The sequence below is a fragment of the Sphingobacteriales bacterium genome (assembly GCA_016719635.1).
Lineage (GTDB): Bacteria > Bacteroidota > Bacteroidia > Chitinophagales > JADIYW01 > JADJSS01.
Genome location: JADJYT010000004.1, coordinates 92278 through 112056 on the forward strand (window position 1 = coordinate 92278; position 19779 = coordinate 112056).

The following is a 19779-nucleotide window of genomic DNA, read 5'->3' on the forward strand; positions in this document are numbered from 1 at the left end:
TTTCAGGTATATTTTGAAGCCCGTTCTGTACAGAACGGGCTTTTTTATGCACAATGGTCTTAAACTTTAACATTACCAAAACTTTAATCATTTTCTTTCAAAACAAAAATCCGTATTTTTGCACCGATTCTACGATTTGTTACACTAAACACACAAAAATGAATGATAAAGGTGTCAAGAACCCTTCTGCGGATTTGACAAAATCAGGTTTCCACCACACATCAGCGAATTGGAATTTAACACGTGAAGAACTGATACAAAGAACCCTCGACCTCAATCTGGGCGTTTTAAATGATACAGGCGCCCTTTGCATCGATACCGGCGAATTTACCGGCCGGTCTCCCAAAGATAAATTTACCGTAAAAGATGCGCTGACCGAAAACGCGGTGGACTGGAATAACATCAACCAGCCCTATTCTCCCGAGCATTTTGACAGATTGCAGGCAAAAGTGATTGCACACCTCGACAACCAAAAGGAAATTTATGTCCGTGATGTGTTTGCCTGTGCCGACCCGCATTATCAGCTGAATATCCGGGTGGTAACGGAAACGCCGTGGGCGAGTTTGTTCGCGGATAATATGTTCATCCGCCCTTCAGTAGAAGAGATACAGTCGTTTGTACCGGAATGGACGATTCTGTGTGCGCCTCAGTTTTATGCCAACCCGGCGGAAGACGGCACGCGTCAGCACAATTTCTCTATCATCAACTTCACGAAAAAGGTGATACTGATAGGCGGCTCCGGCTATACCGGCGAAATTAAGAAAGGCATCTTTACCGTACTGAATTTCGAATTGCCGCACCTGAAAAATGTGCTGAGCATGCACTGTTCCGCCAACATCGGCAATGACGGTGATACCGCCTTATTCTTTGGCTTGTCAGGAACCGGTAAAACCACACTATCCGCTGATCCGAACCGGAAACTGATAGGCGACGACGAGCACGGCTGGAGTGCGGAAGGGGTATTCAATTTTGAAGGCGGCTGTTATGCAAAATGCGTGGACCTGACGGAAGAAAAGGAACCGGATATTTTCCGGGCCATCAAACCGGGCGCCATCCTGGAAAACATCCGTTTCTTTGACGGAACCAACAAGGTGGATTTTGAGAATGTCAGTGTGACGGAAAACACGCGTGTTTCCTATCCGTTGTATCATATCAACAACATAGCCGTTCCGTCTGTCGGAACAATTCCCAAGAATATTTTCTTCCTGAGTTACGACGCATTTGGTGTGCTGCCTCCGATAACAAAATTAACCGAAGCACAGGCGATGTACCTGTTCATCTCCGGATATACCTCCAAAGTGGCGGGAACGGAAGCCGGTGTAACGGAACCACAGACGACCTTCTCCGCTTGTTTCGGCGCGGCATTCTTACCCTTGCATCCGACGAAATATGCGGAAATGCTGGGTAAAAAATTGAAAGAAAGCGGTGCCAATGTTTGGCTGATCAATACCGGTATGACCGGCGGCGTTTACGGCGTCGGAAGCCGGATGAGTCTGAAGATTACTCGTGGATTGATTACAGCGGCGTTAAATGGCCAGCTGAATGAAGTGGAGTATGAAACGTTACCGATTTTCAACTTCCGGATTCCTGTCAGTTGCCCGGATGTACCAGGCGAAGTGCTGAATCCGAGAAATACCTGGTCGGACAAGGCGGCATACGATGCGAAGGCGGCGGAACTGGCGGTGAAATTCAACGACAACTTCAAGAAATATGCTTCACAGGCGAATGAAGAGATCTTAGCGGCTGCGCCGAAAGTTTAAACTCATGCCAAGATATTCGTAGCAGGATATAATTATTAAAGAAATTCCCGCGAAAGCGGGAATTTCTTTTTTTTAAATAATTTAATATGTACCGGTTGTCGTAGTGGGTTCAATCAACAGCACGTGGCGAAAAAAAACTGTACGACCTGAATTGTCGTGCGCACGGGCAGTTTTGCAAGGTGTATTTGATGATTGGGAATACAGACATTCATGATGGACTTGCATGTTAAGACAATTTTACGAAGTCAGATTTTTGAGCTGAAGGTAAGTGCGCGGCTAAAGTGCCTTTGATTGGACTTGACTTTTTTGTTTCTTTTTGTGTCAAGACAAAAAGAGAATACAGTTAATTCGTTCAATAATGATAAATTTACAAATCATGAATTGCTGTTTTTAATGGTGTATGATAAGACTACACATATTCCAGTGATGGAACACTTCTACACCATCCAGGGGGAAGGGTTCTACACAGGCCATGCCGCCTATTTTATCCGGCTGGCAGGCTGTGACGTGGGTTGTGTCTGGTGTGATGTGAAAGCATCCTGGACAGTGGAGGAGAGTCAGCTCCTGCGGATAGAGGACCTGGTGCAGGAAGCCCTGAAATATCCCGGTCGGCTTATCGTTCTTACCGGCGGAGAGCCGCTGATGTATGATTTGTCTTTCCTGACCCAAAAGTTAAAGGCAAACGGATTTCAAATCAATATCGAAACGTCCGGTGCGTATCCGTTAAGCGGAATAGTGGATTGGATATGCGTTTCTCCTAAAAAATTTAAGGCACCTTTGAAAGAAGTAGTAGAAAAAGCAAACGAATTAAAGTGCATTATTTTTAATAAATCTGATTTTGATTTTGCTGAACAAAACTGCTTACTGGCTACTAAAGACTGCTTACTATATTTACAAACAGAATGGAGCAAACAGGAACAAATGATGCCCCTGATGATAGAATATGTGAAAGCGCACCCTGAATGGTCTTTGTCGCTGCAAACACATAAATATTTAAATATTCCGTAGAAACCAGGGGAACAGTTTATGTATCATACGTTGTAGCATGGTTTTTGTATAAAGAAAAGCAATGAGAAGATTATTCATTCTGATACTGGTGACGAGCTTCACCTGTCACCACTCGGTGGCCCAACAGGTTTCTGAGAAGGCGATGGCGGGCTATTTAAAGGCAAAGGAATACGGCAGCAGGACACAGTGGGAAGAGGGGATAACGGAACTGGAAATGGTCATTAAACTGGAACCCGATTTTACACCCGCTAAAACCATGATGGCGGAATATTTATATGCACTTCGCAGGTATCAGGAGTCTGCAGCAATACTGGTAAGTTGTGTAAACGATAAAACTTTTCCTGCCAAATCCATTTTCTTTTTATCGGAAACCTATCTGAAGCTGAACAATCCGGATAAGGCGAAATTATATGCGGAACAATACCTCGCCCAACCTGTGAAAAATCCGACTGCTGCCCAGAAAGCGGAACAGACGGTTAGGAATGCCAACTTTGCTTCGGAAGCCAAAAAGCATCCCGTTGCGTTTAACCCGAAAAATCTGGGTGCTGACATTAATACGAAAAATCTGGAGTACTTTCCGTACATGACGCCGGATGGCAGACTGCTGGCGTTTACGAGGCTGGATGGCCGTGAAGAGAACTTGTACCTGGCACAAAAGACGGATACGGGTTTTGCTGCGGCCGTTTCTTTTGGTGAGCCGATTAACACAGAAGAGAATGAAGGCGCCGAAACCATGAATGCGGATGGAACACTTTTGTTCTTTACCGGATGTAACCGTCCGGATGGCTATGGAAGTTGTGATATTTATTTTTCGCAGAAAATCAATAATAGGTGGACCTCGCCTGCGGGCATCGGGAAACCCATCAATGCGGGTTCGTGGGAGGCGCAGCCGAGTTTTTCTTCGGATGGAAGAGCCCTGTATTTTGCAAGCAACCGCAAAGGCGGTTTTGGCGGGAAAGATATCTGGGTAAGCTATCTGGACAATCAGATGAAATGGAGCGAACCGCAGAATCTGGGCCCGGGTATCAATACGTCGTTTGACGATCAATGTCCGTTTATACATGCCGATAACCAGACCTTATATTTTACATCCAACGGATGGCCGGGCATGGGCGGCGGTGATATCTACTTTTCCAGAAAGACGGATACCGGCTGGACAAAGGCGGAAAATCTGGGATATCCGATTAACACCGAGAACGATGACAATGGCCTGACCGTTTCCTTTGACGGCAAGACTGCCTTTCTGGCTTCCAGCAGGGCGGGCGGTTTCGGCGGACTGGATATCTATAGTTTTGATTTGCCTGAAACAGCGCAGCCAAAGAAGATTACCTATATCAAAGCTGTTGTGAAAGATGCCGTCAGCAAACAGTTGCTGGTGGCCGATTATTCCATCATTGATTTAGAAACCAGGAAAGAGATTTACAAAGGCGCCTCTGTGAACGGAACCTTTTTTGTGAGTATGGAAGCGGACAAGAATTATGCATTGCAGATTCAAAAGGAAAAATACCTGTTCTACTCGCAGAATATAAACCTGAAAGTGGCCGCTTCCCAGCTAAAACCCTATGAACTCGAAGTGTTGCTGGAGCCAATAACGGCGAACAGTAAAATTGTACTGAATAATGTATTCTTTGACTTTGATAAGAGTGAATTGAACATAACTTCTTCTGTTGAGTTGGACAAGGTGGCGCAGCTGCTGCAAAAAAATCCGGCGGTGCGGATAGAGATAGCAGGACATACCGACAATAAAGGGGATGATAGATACAACCAGCAGCTTTCCCAACAGCGGGCGGAAAGCGTTGTGCTGTACCTGATGCAGAAAGGCATTGATAAAACGCGATTGACAGCAAAAGGATATGGTGAGGCGCAGCCTGTTGCCCCGAATGATACGGAAGAAAATAAGGCGAGGAACAGGAGAACAGAACTGAAGGTGTTGGGCAACTAGATGGCGCTTCGGATCTTTAATAGTTTTTCAAGCAAATTTCTCACTTCATCCAGCTTCAGCATGTTCGTGCCGTCGCTGAGTGCTTTTTCCGGATTCGGATGTGTTTCTAAAAAGATACCGTTTGCACCGGCGACAATGGCACATTTGCTTAAGGTTTCAATGAATTCAGGCTTTCCGCCGCTGATGCCTTCACTTTTGTTGGGCTGCTGTACGGAATGCGTGGCGTCGAATATGACCGGAAACCCTGTTTGCTGCATCAGGGAAATATTCCTGAAATCTACGATTAGGTCGTTGTATCCGAACATCGTTCCGCGCTCTGTCAGAAGTATATGGTTGTTGCCGGTGGATAATACTTTCTCTACGGCAAACTGCATCATCTCTGCTGAAACAAACTGACCTTTCTTGATATTGACGGCCTTTCCTGTTTTTCCGGCGGCAATCAGCAATTCGGTCTGACGGCACAGGAATGCGGGTATCTGGATCACATCCACGATATCTTTCACCTTATCGCAATCGGTCGTTTCATGCACGTCCGTTAAAACGGGAATCTTAAAATGTGATTTTACATCCGCCAAAATCTGCAGCGCTTTTTCTTCCCCAATCGTGGTGAAGGAATCCAGCCTGCTTCGGTTCGCTTTTTTAAAGGAGGCTTTGAAAATAAAAGGGATGGACAGCTCAGTGGTGATGGTCTTTAGCTTTTCCGCAGTCTCAAAGCAGCCCTCACTCGACTCCACAACGCATGGCCCGGCTATCAGGAAAAATGTATCAGTGTTTATTTTCATATTTTTACCACTAAGAATTTTACCACTTAAGGCACATTAGAAACTAAAGATATTACAATAAATCTGAAAAATATTGATTGACCAAAGAAGTCGTGTTGCTGACAATATTATCTGAATTAAAATTAATGAGTAATCCTTTGGGCTTTTTCAATAGTTTCATGTATGTTAATAATTGCGCATTATATAAAGGGAGCATAGTTTCTACCGCTTTTAATTCCACAATTATCAAATCTTCCATGAGAATATCTAATCTTAAATCGCAGTCAACTTCTATGTTCTTATATTTTACAGGAATCTTTAGTTGTGAAAGAATATTGAAATTCTTATTCCTTAATTCTTCTTCTAAACATTTTTGATAAATGGATTCCAGTAATCCTGGCCCCAATTCTTTGTGAACTTCTATAGCGCAGCCTACAATTTTATAAGCTAAATCATTTACGTATTTCTGTGTTATATCCACGATTGATTTGCCTGTTTTTTATACTTAAGTTACTCAGTGTCCTCAGTGGTTTCAATCAGTAATTGTATTTCTCTTTCCATCGGTCTTTCAGGAATTTTCTCAACTCATTTTCACGGGCATTATTGCCGGGTTCATAAAATTTCGTTCCTTTGATTTCATCCGGCAGGCATTCCATTTCTGTAAAATTGTCTTCGAAATGATGCGCATACTGATAGCCCTTATGGTAGCCCAGTTGCTTCATGAGTCTGGTCGGCGCATTGCGCAAATGCAGCGGCACGGATAAATCGCTGGTTCGTTCTGCCAGCGCCAGCGCATCGCCGACGGCCATGTAGGAGGCATTGCTTTTGGGGGAAGAAGCGAGATAGGTCACACATTGCGACAATATAATCCTGCATTCCGGATAGCCTATTTTCTCGACGGCATCAAAGGTGGCATTCGCCAGCAGCAGTGCATTCGGATTGGCATTGCCGATATCTTCGCTGGATAGAATCAGCAGGCGGCGTGCAATGAACTTCGGGTCTTCTCCGCCGTGTATCATGCGTGCCATCCAGTATAAGGCGGCATTCGGGTCACTGTTGCGGATGGACTTGATAAACGCGGAAATGATGTCGTAATGCTGTTCACCGCTTTTGTCATAACGGGAAATATAGGTTTGTACGATTTCTTCCACAAAGACATTGGTAATGGTGCGGTTTTCTTTCAGGTTCTCGGAAACCAATTCCACCACGTTCAGCAGTTTTCGTGCATCTCCGCCGGAAAAATAAAACAGCGCTTCGTATTCTTTGACGGTGATGTTTTCTTTCTTTAAAATTTCATCTTCCTGCAAAGCGCTGTCGATAATCTTTTTCAAATCCTCCCTTTCCAGTGATTTGAGAACATACACCTGGCAGCGTGATAACAGTGCCGAGTTGACTTCGAACGAAGGGTTTTCGGTGGTGGCGCCGATTAAAATCAAGGTGCCGTTTTCGACAGCGCCCAGCAATGCATCCTGCTGCGATTTATTGAAACGGTGAATCTCATCGATAAATAAAACGGTCTGCCCTATTTCTTTGGCGTTTTCAATAACACTCCTGATTTCTTTCACACCTGCGGAAATGGCACTCAACTGTTCAATGGGTAAATTCGCATGACTGGCTAACACCCTCGCTAAAGTGGTTTTGCCCACACCCGGTGGCCCCCAGAAAATCATCGAATGGAGCTTGCCTTTTTCAATCAGTTGTCGTAATGCCTTGCCTTTGCCCAATAAATGCTCCTGACCTGCAATCTGGTCTATCGTTTTCGGGCGCATTCGTTCGGCAAGCGGTCTTAGCATGGAAATGTAAAATTATAATTATAAAACTACAAAATTCGGAATTCGTTATTCGGAATTCGTAATTTTATTTCATGTACAAACTCCTTCGCTGGTTTTTATTCAAGATGGATGCGGAAAAGGCACACCATTTCACACTCCAGTCGCTTCGCCTGTTGATAAAGATTCCATTCGTAAGATGGATAATGGCAAGACTGTATGCTGTTGAAGATAAGCGGTTGGAACGCAACGTGTTCGGACTGACTTTTAAAAATCCGGTAGGATTGGCGGCAGGGTTGGATAAAAATGCGGAATGTATCGAGGCTTTTTCGGCGGTTGGTTTCGGATTTGTGGAAATCGGAACCGTCACTCCGCTGCCGCAGCCCGGTAATGAGAAACCAAGGCTGTTCCGTTTGACAGAAGATAAAGCCATTATTAACCGGATGGGTTTTAATAATGAAGGGATGGATGCCGTTAAAGACAATATAATTAAATCTCCAGTCTCACATCTCCAATCTCAGATTATCATCGGCGGGAATATCGGTAAGAATAAACTTACGCCCAATGAACAGGCAGTTGATGATTATATCAGGTGCTTTGATACATTGTATGATGTGGTAGATTATTTTGTGGTAAATGTCAGTTCGCCGAATACCCCGAATTTACGGGCCTTACAGGAGAAAGAACCCCTGAAGCATATCCTGTTTTCCCTGCAGGAAAGAAATAAACTACAGAAAAAACAAAAACCCATCCTCTTAAAAATTGCGCCGGATTTGACGGAAGAACAACTCGATGATATCATAGAGATTGTGTCGGAAACAAAACTGGCGGGTGTGGTGGCTACGAATACCACCGTTTCACGCGATAATTTATCGGCAGATAAGAACAGGGTAGAACAAATGGGAGCAGGAGGATTGAGTGGAAAACCATTGACTCAAAAATCAACGGAAATTATCCGATATATACATCGTAAGTCAGCAGGCCGAATTCCGATTATTGCCGTGGGGGGCATTATGAATGCGCAGGATGCACTGGACAAACTAAATGCAGGGGCTGCCTTGGTGCAGTTGTATACCGGCTTTATTTACGAGGGACCGGAGCTGATAAAAGAAATCAATCAGCGGTTGTTGGAAGGGTAAGTGCCTTACAGTGTGTCGGAAATCTTATCCAGCAGATCTTCTTTTTTTCTGCGTGAAACTTCTATTTCAGTACCGTTCATCATGATGACCTGCCCGCCATCGCCGCGCACATAACGGCGGATATGTTTCAGGTTGATGATATGTGACTGATGTACGCGCACAAAATCATAATCTTCGAGCAACTCTTCGAAATATTTCAATGGCTTGGAGGACATGATCATCTCGCCGGTGGTGAGGTAGATTTTGGTGTACGATGAATCTGCATCCACATGTATGATTTCATCCAGTGAAGCGAAGTAAATGCCTTCCAGCGTGGAAATGGCCAGTTGTTTTTTGCTTAATTCCTTATGGTTGATTTTGTGTTCCAGCAATTCAAACTGCCTGTTTTTGATTTCTTCCGATTTCCTGATGGATAAGCGATGTACCGCACGTACCAGTTCTTCCGGGTCGACGGGTTTGAGCAGATAATCCAGTGCGCTGAAACGGAATGCCTTAACGGCATACTGACTGTATGCAGTGGTAAAAATCACTTCAAAAGGACAGTGGTAATTGTAGTGTGCCAGCAGCTCAAAACCATTTTTGCCCGGCATCTCCACATCGAGGAATACCACATCCGTGCCTTCTGCCTCTATGGCGGCAATGGCACTGTCCACGCTGTCGCATTCCTCCGTTACGGTAACCTGCGGACAGAATTTTTCTATCAGTTTGTGCAGCGCCAAACGATTGTTTTTTTCATCATCTACCAGAATGGCATTTATCTTTTCCATACTTATTGTTTGTGTCGGTGAAAATGTTAACTCAATTCCATTTTAATAATCACTTTTGTCCCGGAAGGCACATGAGCATCATCATACAAATCTATAATTTCTACCTCATAATGGGTATCCTTGATTTTGTGTAATGTTTCAAACATTTCTTTTGTAATAAGGGTACCCAGCGATTTGTGTTTCTTCGACAGGTTTAATTCAAATGCTTTAACACGTCCTATTCCGTTGTCTTCTATCTCGCATATGCAGCTGTTGCTTTCTTTGTAAAACCGGATATGAATGTTTTTTCCCCCTTCCTTTTTAATCAGGCCGTGCCAGATGGCATTCTCCACATACGGCTGTATCAGCATGGACGGCATCTCTACGGAATACACATCTATGTTTTCAACGCTGATGTCGTAATTAAACTTCTGGTCGAAACGCAGGGATTCCAGTTCTAGGTATAATTTAAGGTTATCAATGACGTCATTCAAGGGGATGAACGTTTTTACTGAATTTTCCAGGACAGAACGCACTAACCTTGATAATTTGGTAAGATAGGTGGATGCCTGCATATTCTGGTCGGAAAGAATCATAGCCTGAATCGAGTTCATGCAGTTGAAGATAAAATGCGGATTCATTTGTGCCACCAATGCTTTCAGCTTGATCTCTGCCAGTTGCTTCTCGTACTCCGTCTTTTGTTTAACTAACTGCATTTTTTCCTTCTCTTTTTTTCGTGCCATCTGGATGCGGTTGGTGATAAACCGGTAACTGAAGATAAGCGATGCTATCACCGCAATGATTTTAAACCACCATGTTTGCCATATCATCGGTTTAATCCGGAAGGAAAAAGAGGCGGTATTGGAAGACCAAACACCATCATTATTGCTGGAACGAACATAAAATATATAATTGCCCGGAGGTAATTTCGTATAGGAAACATAATTCCGTGCTGTTTGAGTCCAGTTTCTGTCATATCCTTCCAGTCTGTATTCAAACCTGTTTTTTGGTGTGTTGGAATAGTCACTCGAGATAAATTCAAAAGAGATGTTGTTTTGCTTATTCTCCAGTTTTATTCGTTTGGACTGTGTGCTATATGCATCGTAATCCAATAGCTGGTCATCTATTCGTATGCTGGTAATATTTGCAGTCGGTTTAAAAGAGTTAAACGGGATTTTGTCGGGTTCTACGATGTTAAATCCGTTCATACCCCCGAAAAGCAGGTCATTTTTTCCGGTCTTGAAATAAGAGCCTCCGTTAAATTCGTTGCTCTGTAACCCATCGTTGACGTCATAGTTTCTGAATTGCTTGATTGAAGGATCAAAGACAGAAATGCCGCGGTTGGTGCTCATCCAGAGTTTTCCGGAATTATCTTTCAATATACCATGTATGAAATTATTGCTGAGTCCGTTTCTTTCGGTGAATATGACATCTATTTTTTTCTTCAGCTTGTTAAAAAGGAACAGCCCGCCATTACTGGTACCTATCCAGATGTGTGTCTCATCTTCCTTCAGCAGACAGTTTAGTTGGTCCGTCTTAAAGTATTTGTCGTTGATAATTCTTAATTCCTTTTCATTCAGCAAGCCATCTGACAATGAAATATGAAATATTCCGGATGATGTGGCTATCCACCAGGTACCGTCATCATTTTCCAGGATATAGTTTGGAAAAAAAATATTCCAGTTGATATTGATGTTAATTGGTTCAAATCCGTTCTTCAGCGGATTAAAATGGTGTAAATTATGTTCGTCAAAGGCGTATAATTCACCCGCTTTCGTTTCAAATAATCGGATATTGTTGTAAGCCGGTATTTTTAAGTTGTCATTCCTCTTGTTAGGACTCAGAAAATAACGCCTAAAGGCATTGGTGTACGCATCAAATTTGCAGATGCCATTCAACGTGCCCGCCCACAATTGACCATAGTGGTCAATGAGCAGGTTTTGTACTATGTCATTCGTCAATGAATTTCCAAATCCGTTATTTCTCCAGTTAGAAAAGATGTTGTTTTTGATGTCATATTTATACAATCCGCCACCATCCGTTCCAATCCAGATGTTTTCGTTGTTGTCTTCCGCAAAACACAGTACATATTTATTGGTTAGCCAGGTTGTCTTGAATGGTTCTTGTGTAATGAGTTTGAACTTGTATTTATAGTGGGAGTGAACCGCCACACCGGAACCTTTTGTTCCAGCCCATAACGTACCTCCGTTGTCAATCAGCAGGCTCATTATCTTGTTGTCCGGAATGGAGTTTAAATTATACGGGTCACTCTGATATTCTATGAACCTGCTTCTGTTTACATCATAAATCAATATACCGTGCTGCAGCGTTCCTATGTATATATTTCCAAGTTTCCCAACCGCTATTGACGTTATCTTATCCTGAATACCCTGAAATAAGGGCCTGAGAGCTGAAAAGGAATCAATAACCGTTAAATCCTTATCAATTGAATATAAGCCTTCATTTGTGCCAATCCAGTACCTGTCAGATTTATCTCTTACTATACCATTTATTTTTTTAGGTACAAGTTTGCCAAGCAGGTCGTAGTTGTTTTTATTTCGAATAAGCTTTGTGCTGATATCATAGGTATAAAGATTATTATCCCGTCCGGCAAGCAAGAAATGATGTATGTCACACTTGCAGATAATCTCTTTATAGGCATTCATGGGTTCAACACTTACCGTATAATCGTTGTTTTCCCTGTCCCGTTCTACCAGTCTCATTTTATAAAGACTGTATGGGGTTTGTACCCATACCGTAATACTGTCTTCCGTGACTAATTTTTTTATCTGGGCAGGATTCTCAAGCGTTATATACTTTTTCGATTCGAAAAAATATATACTTAAGCCTTTTTCAGTACCAATCCAAAACACTCCCGGAGAAGATTCGGTAACGCAGGTGGTGAAATTGGATACCAAAGAATTCTTATTTTCATTGTCCTTGGATAATTTGAGAAAGTCATATCCGTTATAGCGGTTCATGCCTTCGTCCGTACAAAACCAGATGAAACCCTTGCTGTCCTGATAGATATTGTGGATGCTGTTATGAGATAATCCGTTCTTTATATCGATGACTTCAAAGCGGAGTTGTTCGATATCCAATGCATGCAGGAGGTTGTTTTTGCTGCAGATGACCAATCCTAAGAATGCGAAATATCTGAAAATACGTTTCACAGACAAACAATATACAAAATATTGGAAGATAAAACAGCCGGGAATTCGGTAAAAATAAAATGGGATGCATCATCTGCACCCCAAATGCAAGATAGAAACATAAAAACCCACTACTTCATAACATATCATTCTTGTTTGAGAACTTTATTAATGAATGATACGAAGGGTTAAACGTGAATTTAACCTTTCAAAGTTAGTATTTGTCAATTGTTTTAATAGGGGGATTAGTATTTGGCTGTGATATCCGATTGTTTGGTATAGGCAGATTGGAATTTGGTAAAGCTAGTTTACTTGAAACCTGCAATGGATTTGTAAACGCAGATAATATTTCAATGCATGCATTGAAATATTATCAAATCATTACTTACCAAACAAACGTTTGATAAAATCTGCCCGATTGATTATTTTTAGTCTCTTAATTCCAAGAAAGTGCCTAAGCAAAAAGTAAGTGTCGAAGATATTTTAAAACAGTCGCTGAAGCTTTTTCGTCAGAAAAGCTATCACAACACTTCGATAGCTGATATAGCTGCAGCCTGCGGCCTGCTCAAAGGTAGTTTGTACCATTACTTCCCCAGTAAAGAGGCACTGATGAGTGCAGTCATTAAATATGCACATGAGTTTTTCCAGAAAGAAGTTTTTTCCATTGCCTATGACCAAACCCTGACGCCGCAGCAACGCATGGAAAAGATGTTCAAAAAATCTGAAAGGGCCTTGTTGTCCGATGGAAACATTATGGGAAACATTGGAGTGGAAACGGCGCGTGCCATACCTGAATTTGCAGAGCATATCCGTGATTTTTACAAAGAATGGATGAGTGCGGTGGAATACGTTTTCAAAGAAATCACCAATGAGGACGATGCCAAGAAACTGTCGGAACAGACCGTGGCTGAATTTGAAGGGGCGGTTATGATGACCCGCATCTTTAAAGATGCCAGGTATATTAAAAATGCTTATGACCGCTTATTAAGCCGATTTGCCGCATATACTTTGGCAGATCTTAAACAAAATAACTAATCATTTCATTATATAATTATACAAACTGAACATGGAAGCAAAAACACAAAACAGAGCTATTAAAAAAGTAGCCGTATTGGGTTCAGGCGTCATGGGTTCAGGTATCGCATTGCATTTAGCCAATATCGGCCTTGAAGTGCTGTTGCTGGATATCGTACCATTCGACCTGAAAGAAGAGGAAAAGGCAAATCCCAAAATGCGGAATAGAATCGTGAATGACGCATTCGCATTTGCCTTGAAGTCAAAACCGGCACAGGCATACAGTGCAGCCTCTGCAGCGAGAGTAACGTTGGGCAACTTCGACGACGACATGCCGAAGATTAAAGATTGCGACTGGATCATTGAAGTCGTTATCGAACGCCTGGATATCAAACAGCAGGTGTTTGAAAAAGTTGATAAATTGAGAAAGCCGGGAACACTGGTAACCTCCAATACTTCCGGTATTCCTATCCATCTGATGACGGAAGGCAGGAGCGAAGATTTCCAGAGACATTTCTGCGGAACGCACTTTTTCAACCCTCCCAGATACCTGAGATTGCTGGAAATCATCCCAACGGCCAAAACAGACCAGAGCGTAGTGGATTTCCTGATGCACTACGGTGATGTGTTCCTCGGAAAAGAAACGGTATTGTGTAAAGATACGCCGGCGTTCATCGCGAACCGTGTCGGTGTATACGCGATGGCAAAAGTATTCCAGTTGACTCAGGAGTTAGGATTGACCATCGAAGAAGTGGATGCGTTGACAGGTCCGGCGATCGGTCGTCCGAAAACAGGCACCTTCAAATTGTCTGATTTGGTGGGTAACGATACCGGTACGAAAGTAATGATGGGCATCAAGGAAAATTGTCCGAACGACGAGCAGGCAGGTGCATTCGAAGTGCCGGCCTATGTTCAGTTCTTACTGGATAACAAATTTTTTGGTAACAAATCCAAGAAAGGATATTACTACAAAGACGAGAAAAGAAATTCATTCTCCCTGCGTTTAGATACCTTGCAGTACGAGCCAACCGGAAAACCGAAATTTGCATCACTGGATGCCTCCAAAAAAGTGGAGAGTTTAAGTGAAAAAGTAAATGCATTCATCAAAGCGGACGATAAAGGGGCACAACTGGTGAAACGTTCTTTGGCAGGTTTATTTGCGTATGTTTCCAACCGTGTTCCTGAAATCTCAGATGTGTTATATGCAGTGGACGATGCGCTGCGTGCAGGTTTTGCATGGGAAATCGGTCCGTTCCAGTACTGGGATATCGTAGGTGTTCAGAAAGGGATAGAACTGGCGGAGGCAGATGGCTTAGCCATTAGCCAGTGGGTTAAGGATTTTGTGGATGCAGGAAATACGTCTTTCTACAAAGTGGAAAACGGTGTAAAAAAATATTACGACCAGGCTTCTAAAGCTTACAAAACGATTACGGGCGCTGAATCATTCATCATTCTGGATAATTTACGCGGCAACAAACCGGTTTGGAAAAACAGCGGCGGCACCTTACACGATATCGGCGACGGTGTGTTGAATCTGGAGTTCACATCCAAAATGAATTCATTGGGCGGTGATGTATTGCAGGCTATCAACAAATCCATTGAAATCGCGGAAGGCGGATACAAAGGATTGGTCATTGGAAACGATGCGCCCAACTTCTCCGTAGGGGCCAACCTGATGATGATTGCCATGCTGGCGATGGATCAGGAATATGATGAACTCGATATCGCGGTCCGTCAGTTCCAGCAAACGACCATGCGTTGCAGATATTCATCCGTTCCGGTCGTTTCAGCGCCTCACGGTATGACATTGGGCGGCGGTTGTGAAGTGACCATGCACTCTGATGTGGTGGTGGCATCTGCTGAAACCTATATCGGTTTGGTGGAAGTGGGTGTTGGTTTGATTCCTGCCGGCGGCGGAACGAAAGAACTGGCATTGCGTACTTCGGACAGTTTCAAAAACGGTGACCCGATGTTGCAATCCTTACAGGATAATTTCTTAAACATCGCGATGGCGAAAGTGGCTACATCCGCTGCTGAAGCGTTCGATGCGGGTTTGATGAGAAAAAATAAGGACAGAGTCGTTATCAATGCAAAACGCGTGATTGCGGAAGCGAAACAGGAAGTGTTGCGCTTAAGCGAAGAAGGATATTCACAGCCTGCTCACAGAAATGATATACAGGTTTTGGGTAGAACCGGTCTGGGTACATTGACTGTAGGTGTGGAGTCATTCATCGCTGGGGGGTATATTTCACAGCACGATGCAAAAATCGCCCAAAAAGTTGCCTACGTAATGTGCGGTGGTGATTTATCGGCGCCAACGACTGTGAATGAGCAATATTTGCTGGATCTGGAAAGAGAAGCATTCCTGTCACTTTGCGGTGAAAAGAAAACACTGGAAAGAATTCAGGCGATGCTGACAACCGGAAAGCCATTGAGAAATTAATCTAATTACTAAAATTTAAATTTAAAATACAATGCAAGAAGCATATATAGTAGCCGGTTACCGTTCAGCAATCGGCAAAGCTAAAAAAGGCGGTTTCCGCTTTTATCGTCCGGATGATTTAGGTGCGGACGTGGTAAAACATCTGGTCGCCTCTGTTCCGGGATTGGATCCGGCAAGAATCGATGATTTAATCTGTGGAAACGCCATACCGGAAGCGGAACAAGGGATGCAGATCGGTCGTATGATCGTATTGCGTGCAGGATTGCCATTGTCTGTTGGTGGTGTAACGGTGAACCGTTATTGCGCATCAGGATTGGAAACCATCGCAATGGCGACGGCTAAAATCAAGGCAGGCATGGCAGACTGTATCATCGCAGGTGGTGTCGAATCCATGTCCTTACTGCCCATGACAGGCTGGAGAACGGTTTTGAATTACGGTATCGCATCTACCACGCCTGATTATTACTCTTCGATGGGATTGACGGCAGAAGCGGTGGCCACACAATACAATATTACCAGAGAAGACCAGGATTTGTTTTCATTCAACTCCCATCAGAAAGCGATGGCTGCAATTGAAGCTGGAAAATTCAAGGATGAAATCGTTCCTGTAACGGTGGAAGAAGTATATCTGCAGAACAATAAAAGAAAGACTCGTTCTTACGTGGTAGATACCGATGAAGGTCCACGTAAAGACACTACCGTGGAAGGACTGGCAAAACTGAAAGCCGTATTTGCAGCCAAAGGTTCTGTAACGGCAGGTAACTCTTCTCAAACATCTGACGGTGCGGCATTCGTCATCGTGATGTCAGAAAAAATGGTGAAAGAACTGAACATTGAACCGATTGCACGTTTGGTAACAAGTGCAGTGGTGGGTTGCGAGCCACGCATCATGGGGATAGGTCCTGTGGTGGCCATTCCGCGTGCATTGCAATTAGCCGGCATGAAAATAGAAGATATCGATATGATTGAATTGAACGAAGCATTCGCGGCTCAGTCCCTGGCGGTTATCCGGACATTAGGATTGAATCCGGATATCATCAACCCGAATGGTGGTGCAATTGCATTGGGCCATCCGCTGGGTTGCTCCGGAGCGAAATTATCCGTTCAGTTGATCAATGAAATGCGTCGTCAGAATAAACGTTATGGTATGGTCTCGGCTTGTATCGGCGGTGGCCAGGGTATTGCAGGAATTATTGAACGATTGAAATAGGAAAATAGATTTGAGAACAGAGAAGTGAAATAATTTTAATCACTTTCCAAATCTCATAATCTCACATAACATCACTCAAAATCCAAATAAAATGTCAACAACAGAAAAAGTATTAGCATTAAAAGGGGGTGAATTCATCATCAAGGATTCCACAACCGAAATGGTGTTCACACCGGAAGACTATACGGAAGAGCAGCAGATGGTACGATCCATGGCTTCAGATTTCGTGGAGAAAGAAGTTATGCCAAGATGGAAAGAGTACGAAAAACAAGAGCCTGGTTTGTCGAAAGAATTGCTGGCAAAAGCCGGTGAACTGGGCTTGTTGTCAACGGCAATTCCGGAGGCTTACGGTGGTATGGAACAGGACGTGATCACAGGTTGTATCATTGCTGAAGAATACGGCCGCACCGGTTCATTCGCGACTACGTCTATCTGTCATATAGGTATCGGAACGTTGCCAACCTTATATTTCGGAACAGAAGAACAGAAGCGCAACTATTTACCCAAATTAGCCAGCGGCGAGTGGGCGGCTTCTTACTGTCTCACAGAGCCGGGTTCAGGTTCAGATGCTTTGGGAGCTAAGACTACTGCAACATTGAGTGAGGATGGGAAAGAATGGATTCTGAACGGTCAAAAGATGTGGATTACCAATGCAGGTTTCGCAGACTTATTTACCGTGTTTGCAAAGATCGACGGCAAAGAATTCACGGCATTCTTGGTAGAAAAAGGCACACCCGGCTTAACATTGGGTGCGGAAGAAGATAAAATGGGTATCAAAGGTTCTTCTACCCGTCAGGTGTTTTTTGAAAATTGCAGAATACCGGTGGAGAATATGCTGGGCGAGCGCGGTAAAGGCCATTTGATTGCATTTAATATCCTGAACATCGGACGATACAAACTGGGTGCTACTGCTTTAGGCGGTGCGCGCGAAACATTCAATATGGCAGTGAACTACGCTATCGAAAGGAATCAGTTCAATAAATCCATTTCCACATTTGGTGCCATTCAGCATAAAATTGCCGAAATGGCCATTCGTATCTTCGCATTGGAAGTCGCGACTTACCGTTGTGCCGATGATATTGAAAACACGGAGGTGATTCTGAAAGAACAAGGTGCTGACTTCGCAAAATCACTATTGGGTGCTGCGGAAGAATATGCCATCGAGTGTGCTATCATCAAAGTATACGGTTCTGAAGTGTTGGATTTTGTGGTGGATGAAAACGTACAGATACACGGCGGTATGGGCTTTTCTGAAGAGACCGGTGCACCGCGTGCTTACCGTGATTCCCGAATTGCCCGTATTTACGAAGGTACCAGCGAAATTAACCGGCTGTTGTCCATTGATATGTTATTGAAACGTGCAATGGGTGGTAAAATAGATTTGATGACACCCGGTATGGCCATTCAGAAAGAACTGATGAGCGTTCCTGATTTCGGGGATGAAAGCGATAGCCGGTTTGCAGCAGAGGAAAAGGCATTGAAGAATGCAAAGAAGGCATTCTTGCTGACAGCAGGAGGTGCCGTGCAAAAGCTGATGGCTAAGCTGAAAGATGAGCAGGAAATCATCATGAATGCCGCCGATATGCTGATTGACATTTATGTAATGGAATCCCTGTTGTTGCGTGTGAAAAAAATCTTTGAAAAAGGCGATAAGGCAGAGCAGGTGTATGTCGATATCCTGAAAGTATTCTTCAACGATGCTCTGAATCGCATTAATATAAATGGTAAAGATGCCTTACAGTCATTTGCTGAAGGGGATGAACTGCGCATCATGCTGATGGGCTTGAAACGTTTCACCAAATATGAACCGGTGAATGTAAAAGAAGCACGCCGGCATATAGCTGCAAAAATTATTGAAGCAGGAAAATATAATTTATAAAAAAAGGACAAACAGTCGAATCAAAAGAAAGCCATGCCGTTTATCTGACATGGCTTTCGTTGTTTTTTAGAGACTGACGATGGAGTGGTGCAAATGAACGATTTATAACTACGCTATTGTCGAATTACTCTTCCCCAATGAATCTAAGAATTCTTTCTTTTTCCTTTTGGAAATCTCCACTTTGCTGCCATCTGTCATTAAAGCAAAATTATCGCCGTGGTCTATCTCTTTCATGTGTGCCAGATTAATCAGATGTGACTGATGAATACGCATAAAATTATAGGGTAGTAATTTATCTTCAAAATTCTTAAGCGTCTTGGCAACCAGAACTTTCTTGTTGCCCGTTAAATAAAACAACGTATAGTTACTTTCCGACTGCAGGCGGATGATATCACCGACCTTTATAAAAATCATGCCGTCTTTTGTCGGTACCATGAGTTTGGAATCCTGCTGTTGTTCCGATTTAATTTTGTCCAGATAGGCCTGTATCCTGGATGCTTCTTTCAATGTCTCTTTTTCTTCCAGCCGCCTAACGACTTTCTCAATTGCCTTTTTTAATTCTTTCTCTTTTATGGGCTTAAGGAGGTAATCCGCCGCATTATTCTTAATGGCGTTAATGGCATATTTGTCATGTGATGTGGTAAATATAATCTCAAAATCAGTGGACTCCAATTCATTCAGTAAATCAACCCCTTTTCCATCTGCCAATTCCACATCCAAAAAGACCAATTGAGGCTGTATGGCAGGCAAAACCTTTTTAGCCTCTCTTTTTGAGTTGCAAATACCATCAATTCGGATGCTCAAACCTGTTTGAAGGATAGCTTTCTTGAGTATTTCCTGAAAGATAGGCTCGTCTTCAATTATAACGGCACTTATCATAGCTGCTTGTTGTGTGTATTAAATGTAGTAAATTATACTTAAATTTAATAACTATAAACAAGTTATCTTACCCGGAA

14 protein-coding genes are annotated in these 19779 nt (G+C 43.2%); 8 read left to right on the forward strand and 6 right to left on the reverse strand.

Translation table 11 applies throughout. From position 1 onward, the window contains the following. The first annotated feature begins 158 nt into the window (after nucleotides 1–158). The 3 genes from pckA (at nucleotide 159) to IPM95_09370 (ending at nucleotide 4710) form a co-directional block, all read left to right on the forward strand. Nucleotides 159–1760, forward strand: a complete 1602-nt coding sequence (gene pckA / locus IPM95_09360) for a phosphoenolpyruvate carboxykinase (ATP) (GenBank protein ID MBK9329499.1) — start codon at nucleotides 159–161, stop codon at nucleotides 1758–1760. Nucleotides 1761–2186: 426 nt separating this feature from the next. Next, entirely contained in the window at nucleotides 2187–2768 is a 582-nt protein-coding gene (locus IPM95_09365) for a radical SAM protein (protein MBK9329500.1), read from the forward strand. A 61-nt stretch (nucleotides 2769–2829) separates the two neighbouring features. Continuing rightward, a complete protein-coding gene (locus tag IPM95_09370; protein ID MBK9329501.1) occupies nucleotides 2830–4710 on the forward strand; it encodes an OmpA family protein in 1881 nt (626 codons plus the stop codon). On the opposite strand, the gene kdsA is transcribed toward IPM95_09370, so the two are convergent. From kdsA to IPM95_09385, 3 genes are all read right to left on the reverse strand, one after another. Then, nucleotides 4707–5492 carry a 3-deoxy-8-phosphooctulonate synthase gene (kdsA, locus tag IPM95_09375; protein MBK9329502.1) on the reverse strand — a complete coding sequence of 262 codons (786 nt, stop codon included), beginning with the start codon at nucleotides 5490–5492 and terminating at the stop codon, nucleotides 4707–4709. The two genes, IPM95_09370 and kdsA, sit on opposite strands and share 4 nt — an antisense overlap. Before the next feature lie 52 nt (nucleotides 5493–5544). After that, complete coding sequence (locus IPM95_09380) at nucleotides 5545–5946, reverse strand: GxxExxY protein (GenBank protein ID MBK9329503.1); 402 nt, start codon at nucleotides 5944–5946, stop codon at nucleotides 5545–5547. Nucleotides 5947–6007: 61 nt separating this feature from the next. Further along, the gene (locus IPM95_09385; GenBank protein ID MBK9329504.1) at nucleotides 6008–7264 is read right to left on the reverse strand and encodes a replication-associated recombination protein A; all 1257 of its coding nucleotides are present in this window, start codon (nucleotides 7262–7264) and stop codon (nucleotides 6008–6010) included. 71 nt (nucleotides 7265–7335) lie between these two features. Here IPM95_09385 and IPM95_09390 point away from each other — a divergent pair, with 71 nt between their 5' ends. After that, nucleotides 7336–8379 (forward strand): quinone-dependent dihydroorotate dehydrogenase, encoded by a 1044-nt coding sequence (locus IPM95_09390; protein ID MBK9329505.1) that lies wholly within the window; start codon nucleotides 7336–7338, stop codon nucleotides 8377–8379. A gap of 5 nt (nucleotides 8380–8384) precedes the next feature. Here the strand turns inward: IPM95_09390 and IPM95_09395 are convergent, their stop codons facing one another. Next, on the reverse strand, nucleotides 8385–9146 hold the full coding sequence (locus tag IPM95_09395) for a response regulator transcription factor (GenBank protein MBK9329506.1): 762 nt from the start codon (nucleotides 9144–9146) through the stop codon (nucleotides 8385–8387). A gap of 26 nt (nucleotides 9147–9172) precedes the next feature. Continuing rightward, a complete protein-coding gene (locus IPM95_09400; GenBank protein MBK9329507.1) occupies nucleotides 9173–12298 on the reverse strand; it encodes a histidine kinase in 3126 nt (1041 codons plus the stop codon). A gap of 429 nt (nucleotides 12299–12727) precedes the next feature. Between IPM95_09400 and IPM95_09405 the strand changes: the two genes are divergently transcribed. The 4 genes from IPM95_09405 (at nucleotide 12728) to IPM95_09420 (ending at nucleotide 18823) form a co-directional block, all read left to right on the forward strand. Further along, nucleotides 12728–13312, forward strand: a complete 585-nt coding sequence (locus tag IPM95_09405) for a TetR/AcrR family transcriptional regulator (GenBank protein MBK9329508.1) — start codon at nucleotides 12728–12730, stop codon at nucleotides 13310–13312. 31 nt (nucleotides 13313–13343) lie between these two features. Continuing rightward, complete coding sequence (locus tag IPM95_09410; protein ID MBK9329509.1) at nucleotides 13344–15734, forward strand: 3-hydroxyacyl-CoA dehydrogenase/enoyl-CoA hydratase family protein; 2391 nt, start codon at nucleotides 13344–13346, stop codon at nucleotides 15732–15734. A 31-nt stretch (nucleotides 15735–15765) separates the two neighbouring features. Further along, nucleotides 15766–16944 carry an acetyl-CoA C-acyltransferase gene (locus IPM95_09415; protein MBK9329510.1) on the forward strand — a complete coding sequence of 393 codons (1179 nt, stop codon included), beginning with the start codon at nucleotides 15766–15768 and terminating at the stop codon, nucleotides 16942–16944. Nucleotides 16945–17035: 91 nt separating this feature from the next. Further along, on the forward strand, nucleotides 17036–18823 hold the full coding sequence (locus tag IPM95_09420) for an acyl-CoA dehydrogenase family protein (protein MBK9329511.1): 1788 nt from the start codon (nucleotides 17036–17038) through the stop codon (nucleotides 18821–18823). 108 nt (nucleotides 18824–18931) lie between these two features. Here IPM95_09420 and IPM95_09425 read toward each other — a convergent pair whose 3' ends face one another. Continuing rightward, the gene (locus tag IPM95_09425; protein ID MBK9329512.1) at nucleotides 18932–19702 is read right to left on the reverse strand and encodes a response regulator transcription factor; all 771 of its coding nucleotides are present in this window, start codon (nucleotides 19700–19702) and stop codon (nucleotides 18932–18934) included. Nucleotides 19703–19779: the final 77 nt, after the last annotated feature.

Coding starts and splice junctions, on each gene's coding strand:
- kdsA (MBK9329502.1), bottom strand. CDS start 5,492: ATGAAAATAAACACTGATACATTTTTCCTGATAGCCGGGCCATGCGTT.
- pckA (MBK9329499.1), top strand. CDS start 159: ATGAATGATAAAGGTGTCAAGAACCCTTCTGCGGATTTGACAAAATCA.
- IPM95_09425 (MBK9329512.1), bottom strand. CDS start 19,702: ATGATAAGTGCCGTTATAATTGAAGACGAGCCTATCTTTCAGGAAATA.
- IPM95_09370 (MBK9329501.1), top strand. CDS start 2,830: ATGAGAAGATTATTCATTCTGATACTGGTGACGAGCTTCACCTGTCAC.
- IPM95_09365 (MBK9329500.1), top strand. CDS start 2,187: ATGGAACACTTCTACACCATCCAGGGGGAAGGGTTCTACACAGGCCAT.
- IPM95_09410 (MBK9329509.1), top strand. CDS start 13,344: ATGGAAGCAAAAACACAAAACAGAGCTATTAAAAAAGTAGCCGTATTG.
- IPM95_09385 (MBK9329504.1), bottom strand. CDS start 7,264: ATGCTAAGACCGCTTGCCGAACGAATGCGCCCGAAAACGATAGACCAG.
- IPM95_09390 (MBK9329505.1), top strand. CDS start 7,336: ATGTACAAACTCCTTCGCTGGTTTTTATTCAAGATGGATGCGGAAAAG.
- IPM95_09415 (MBK9329510.1), top strand. CDS start 15,766: ATGCAAGAAGCATATATAGTAGCCGGTTACCGTTCAGCAATCGGCAAA.
- IPM95_09395 (MBK9329506.1), bottom strand. CDS start 9,146: ATGGAAAAGATAAATGCCATTCTGGTAGATGATGAAAAAAACAATCGT.
- IPM95_09420 (MBK9329511.1), top strand. CDS start 17,036: ATGTCAACAACAGAAAAAGTATTAGCATTAAAAGGGGGTGAATTCATC.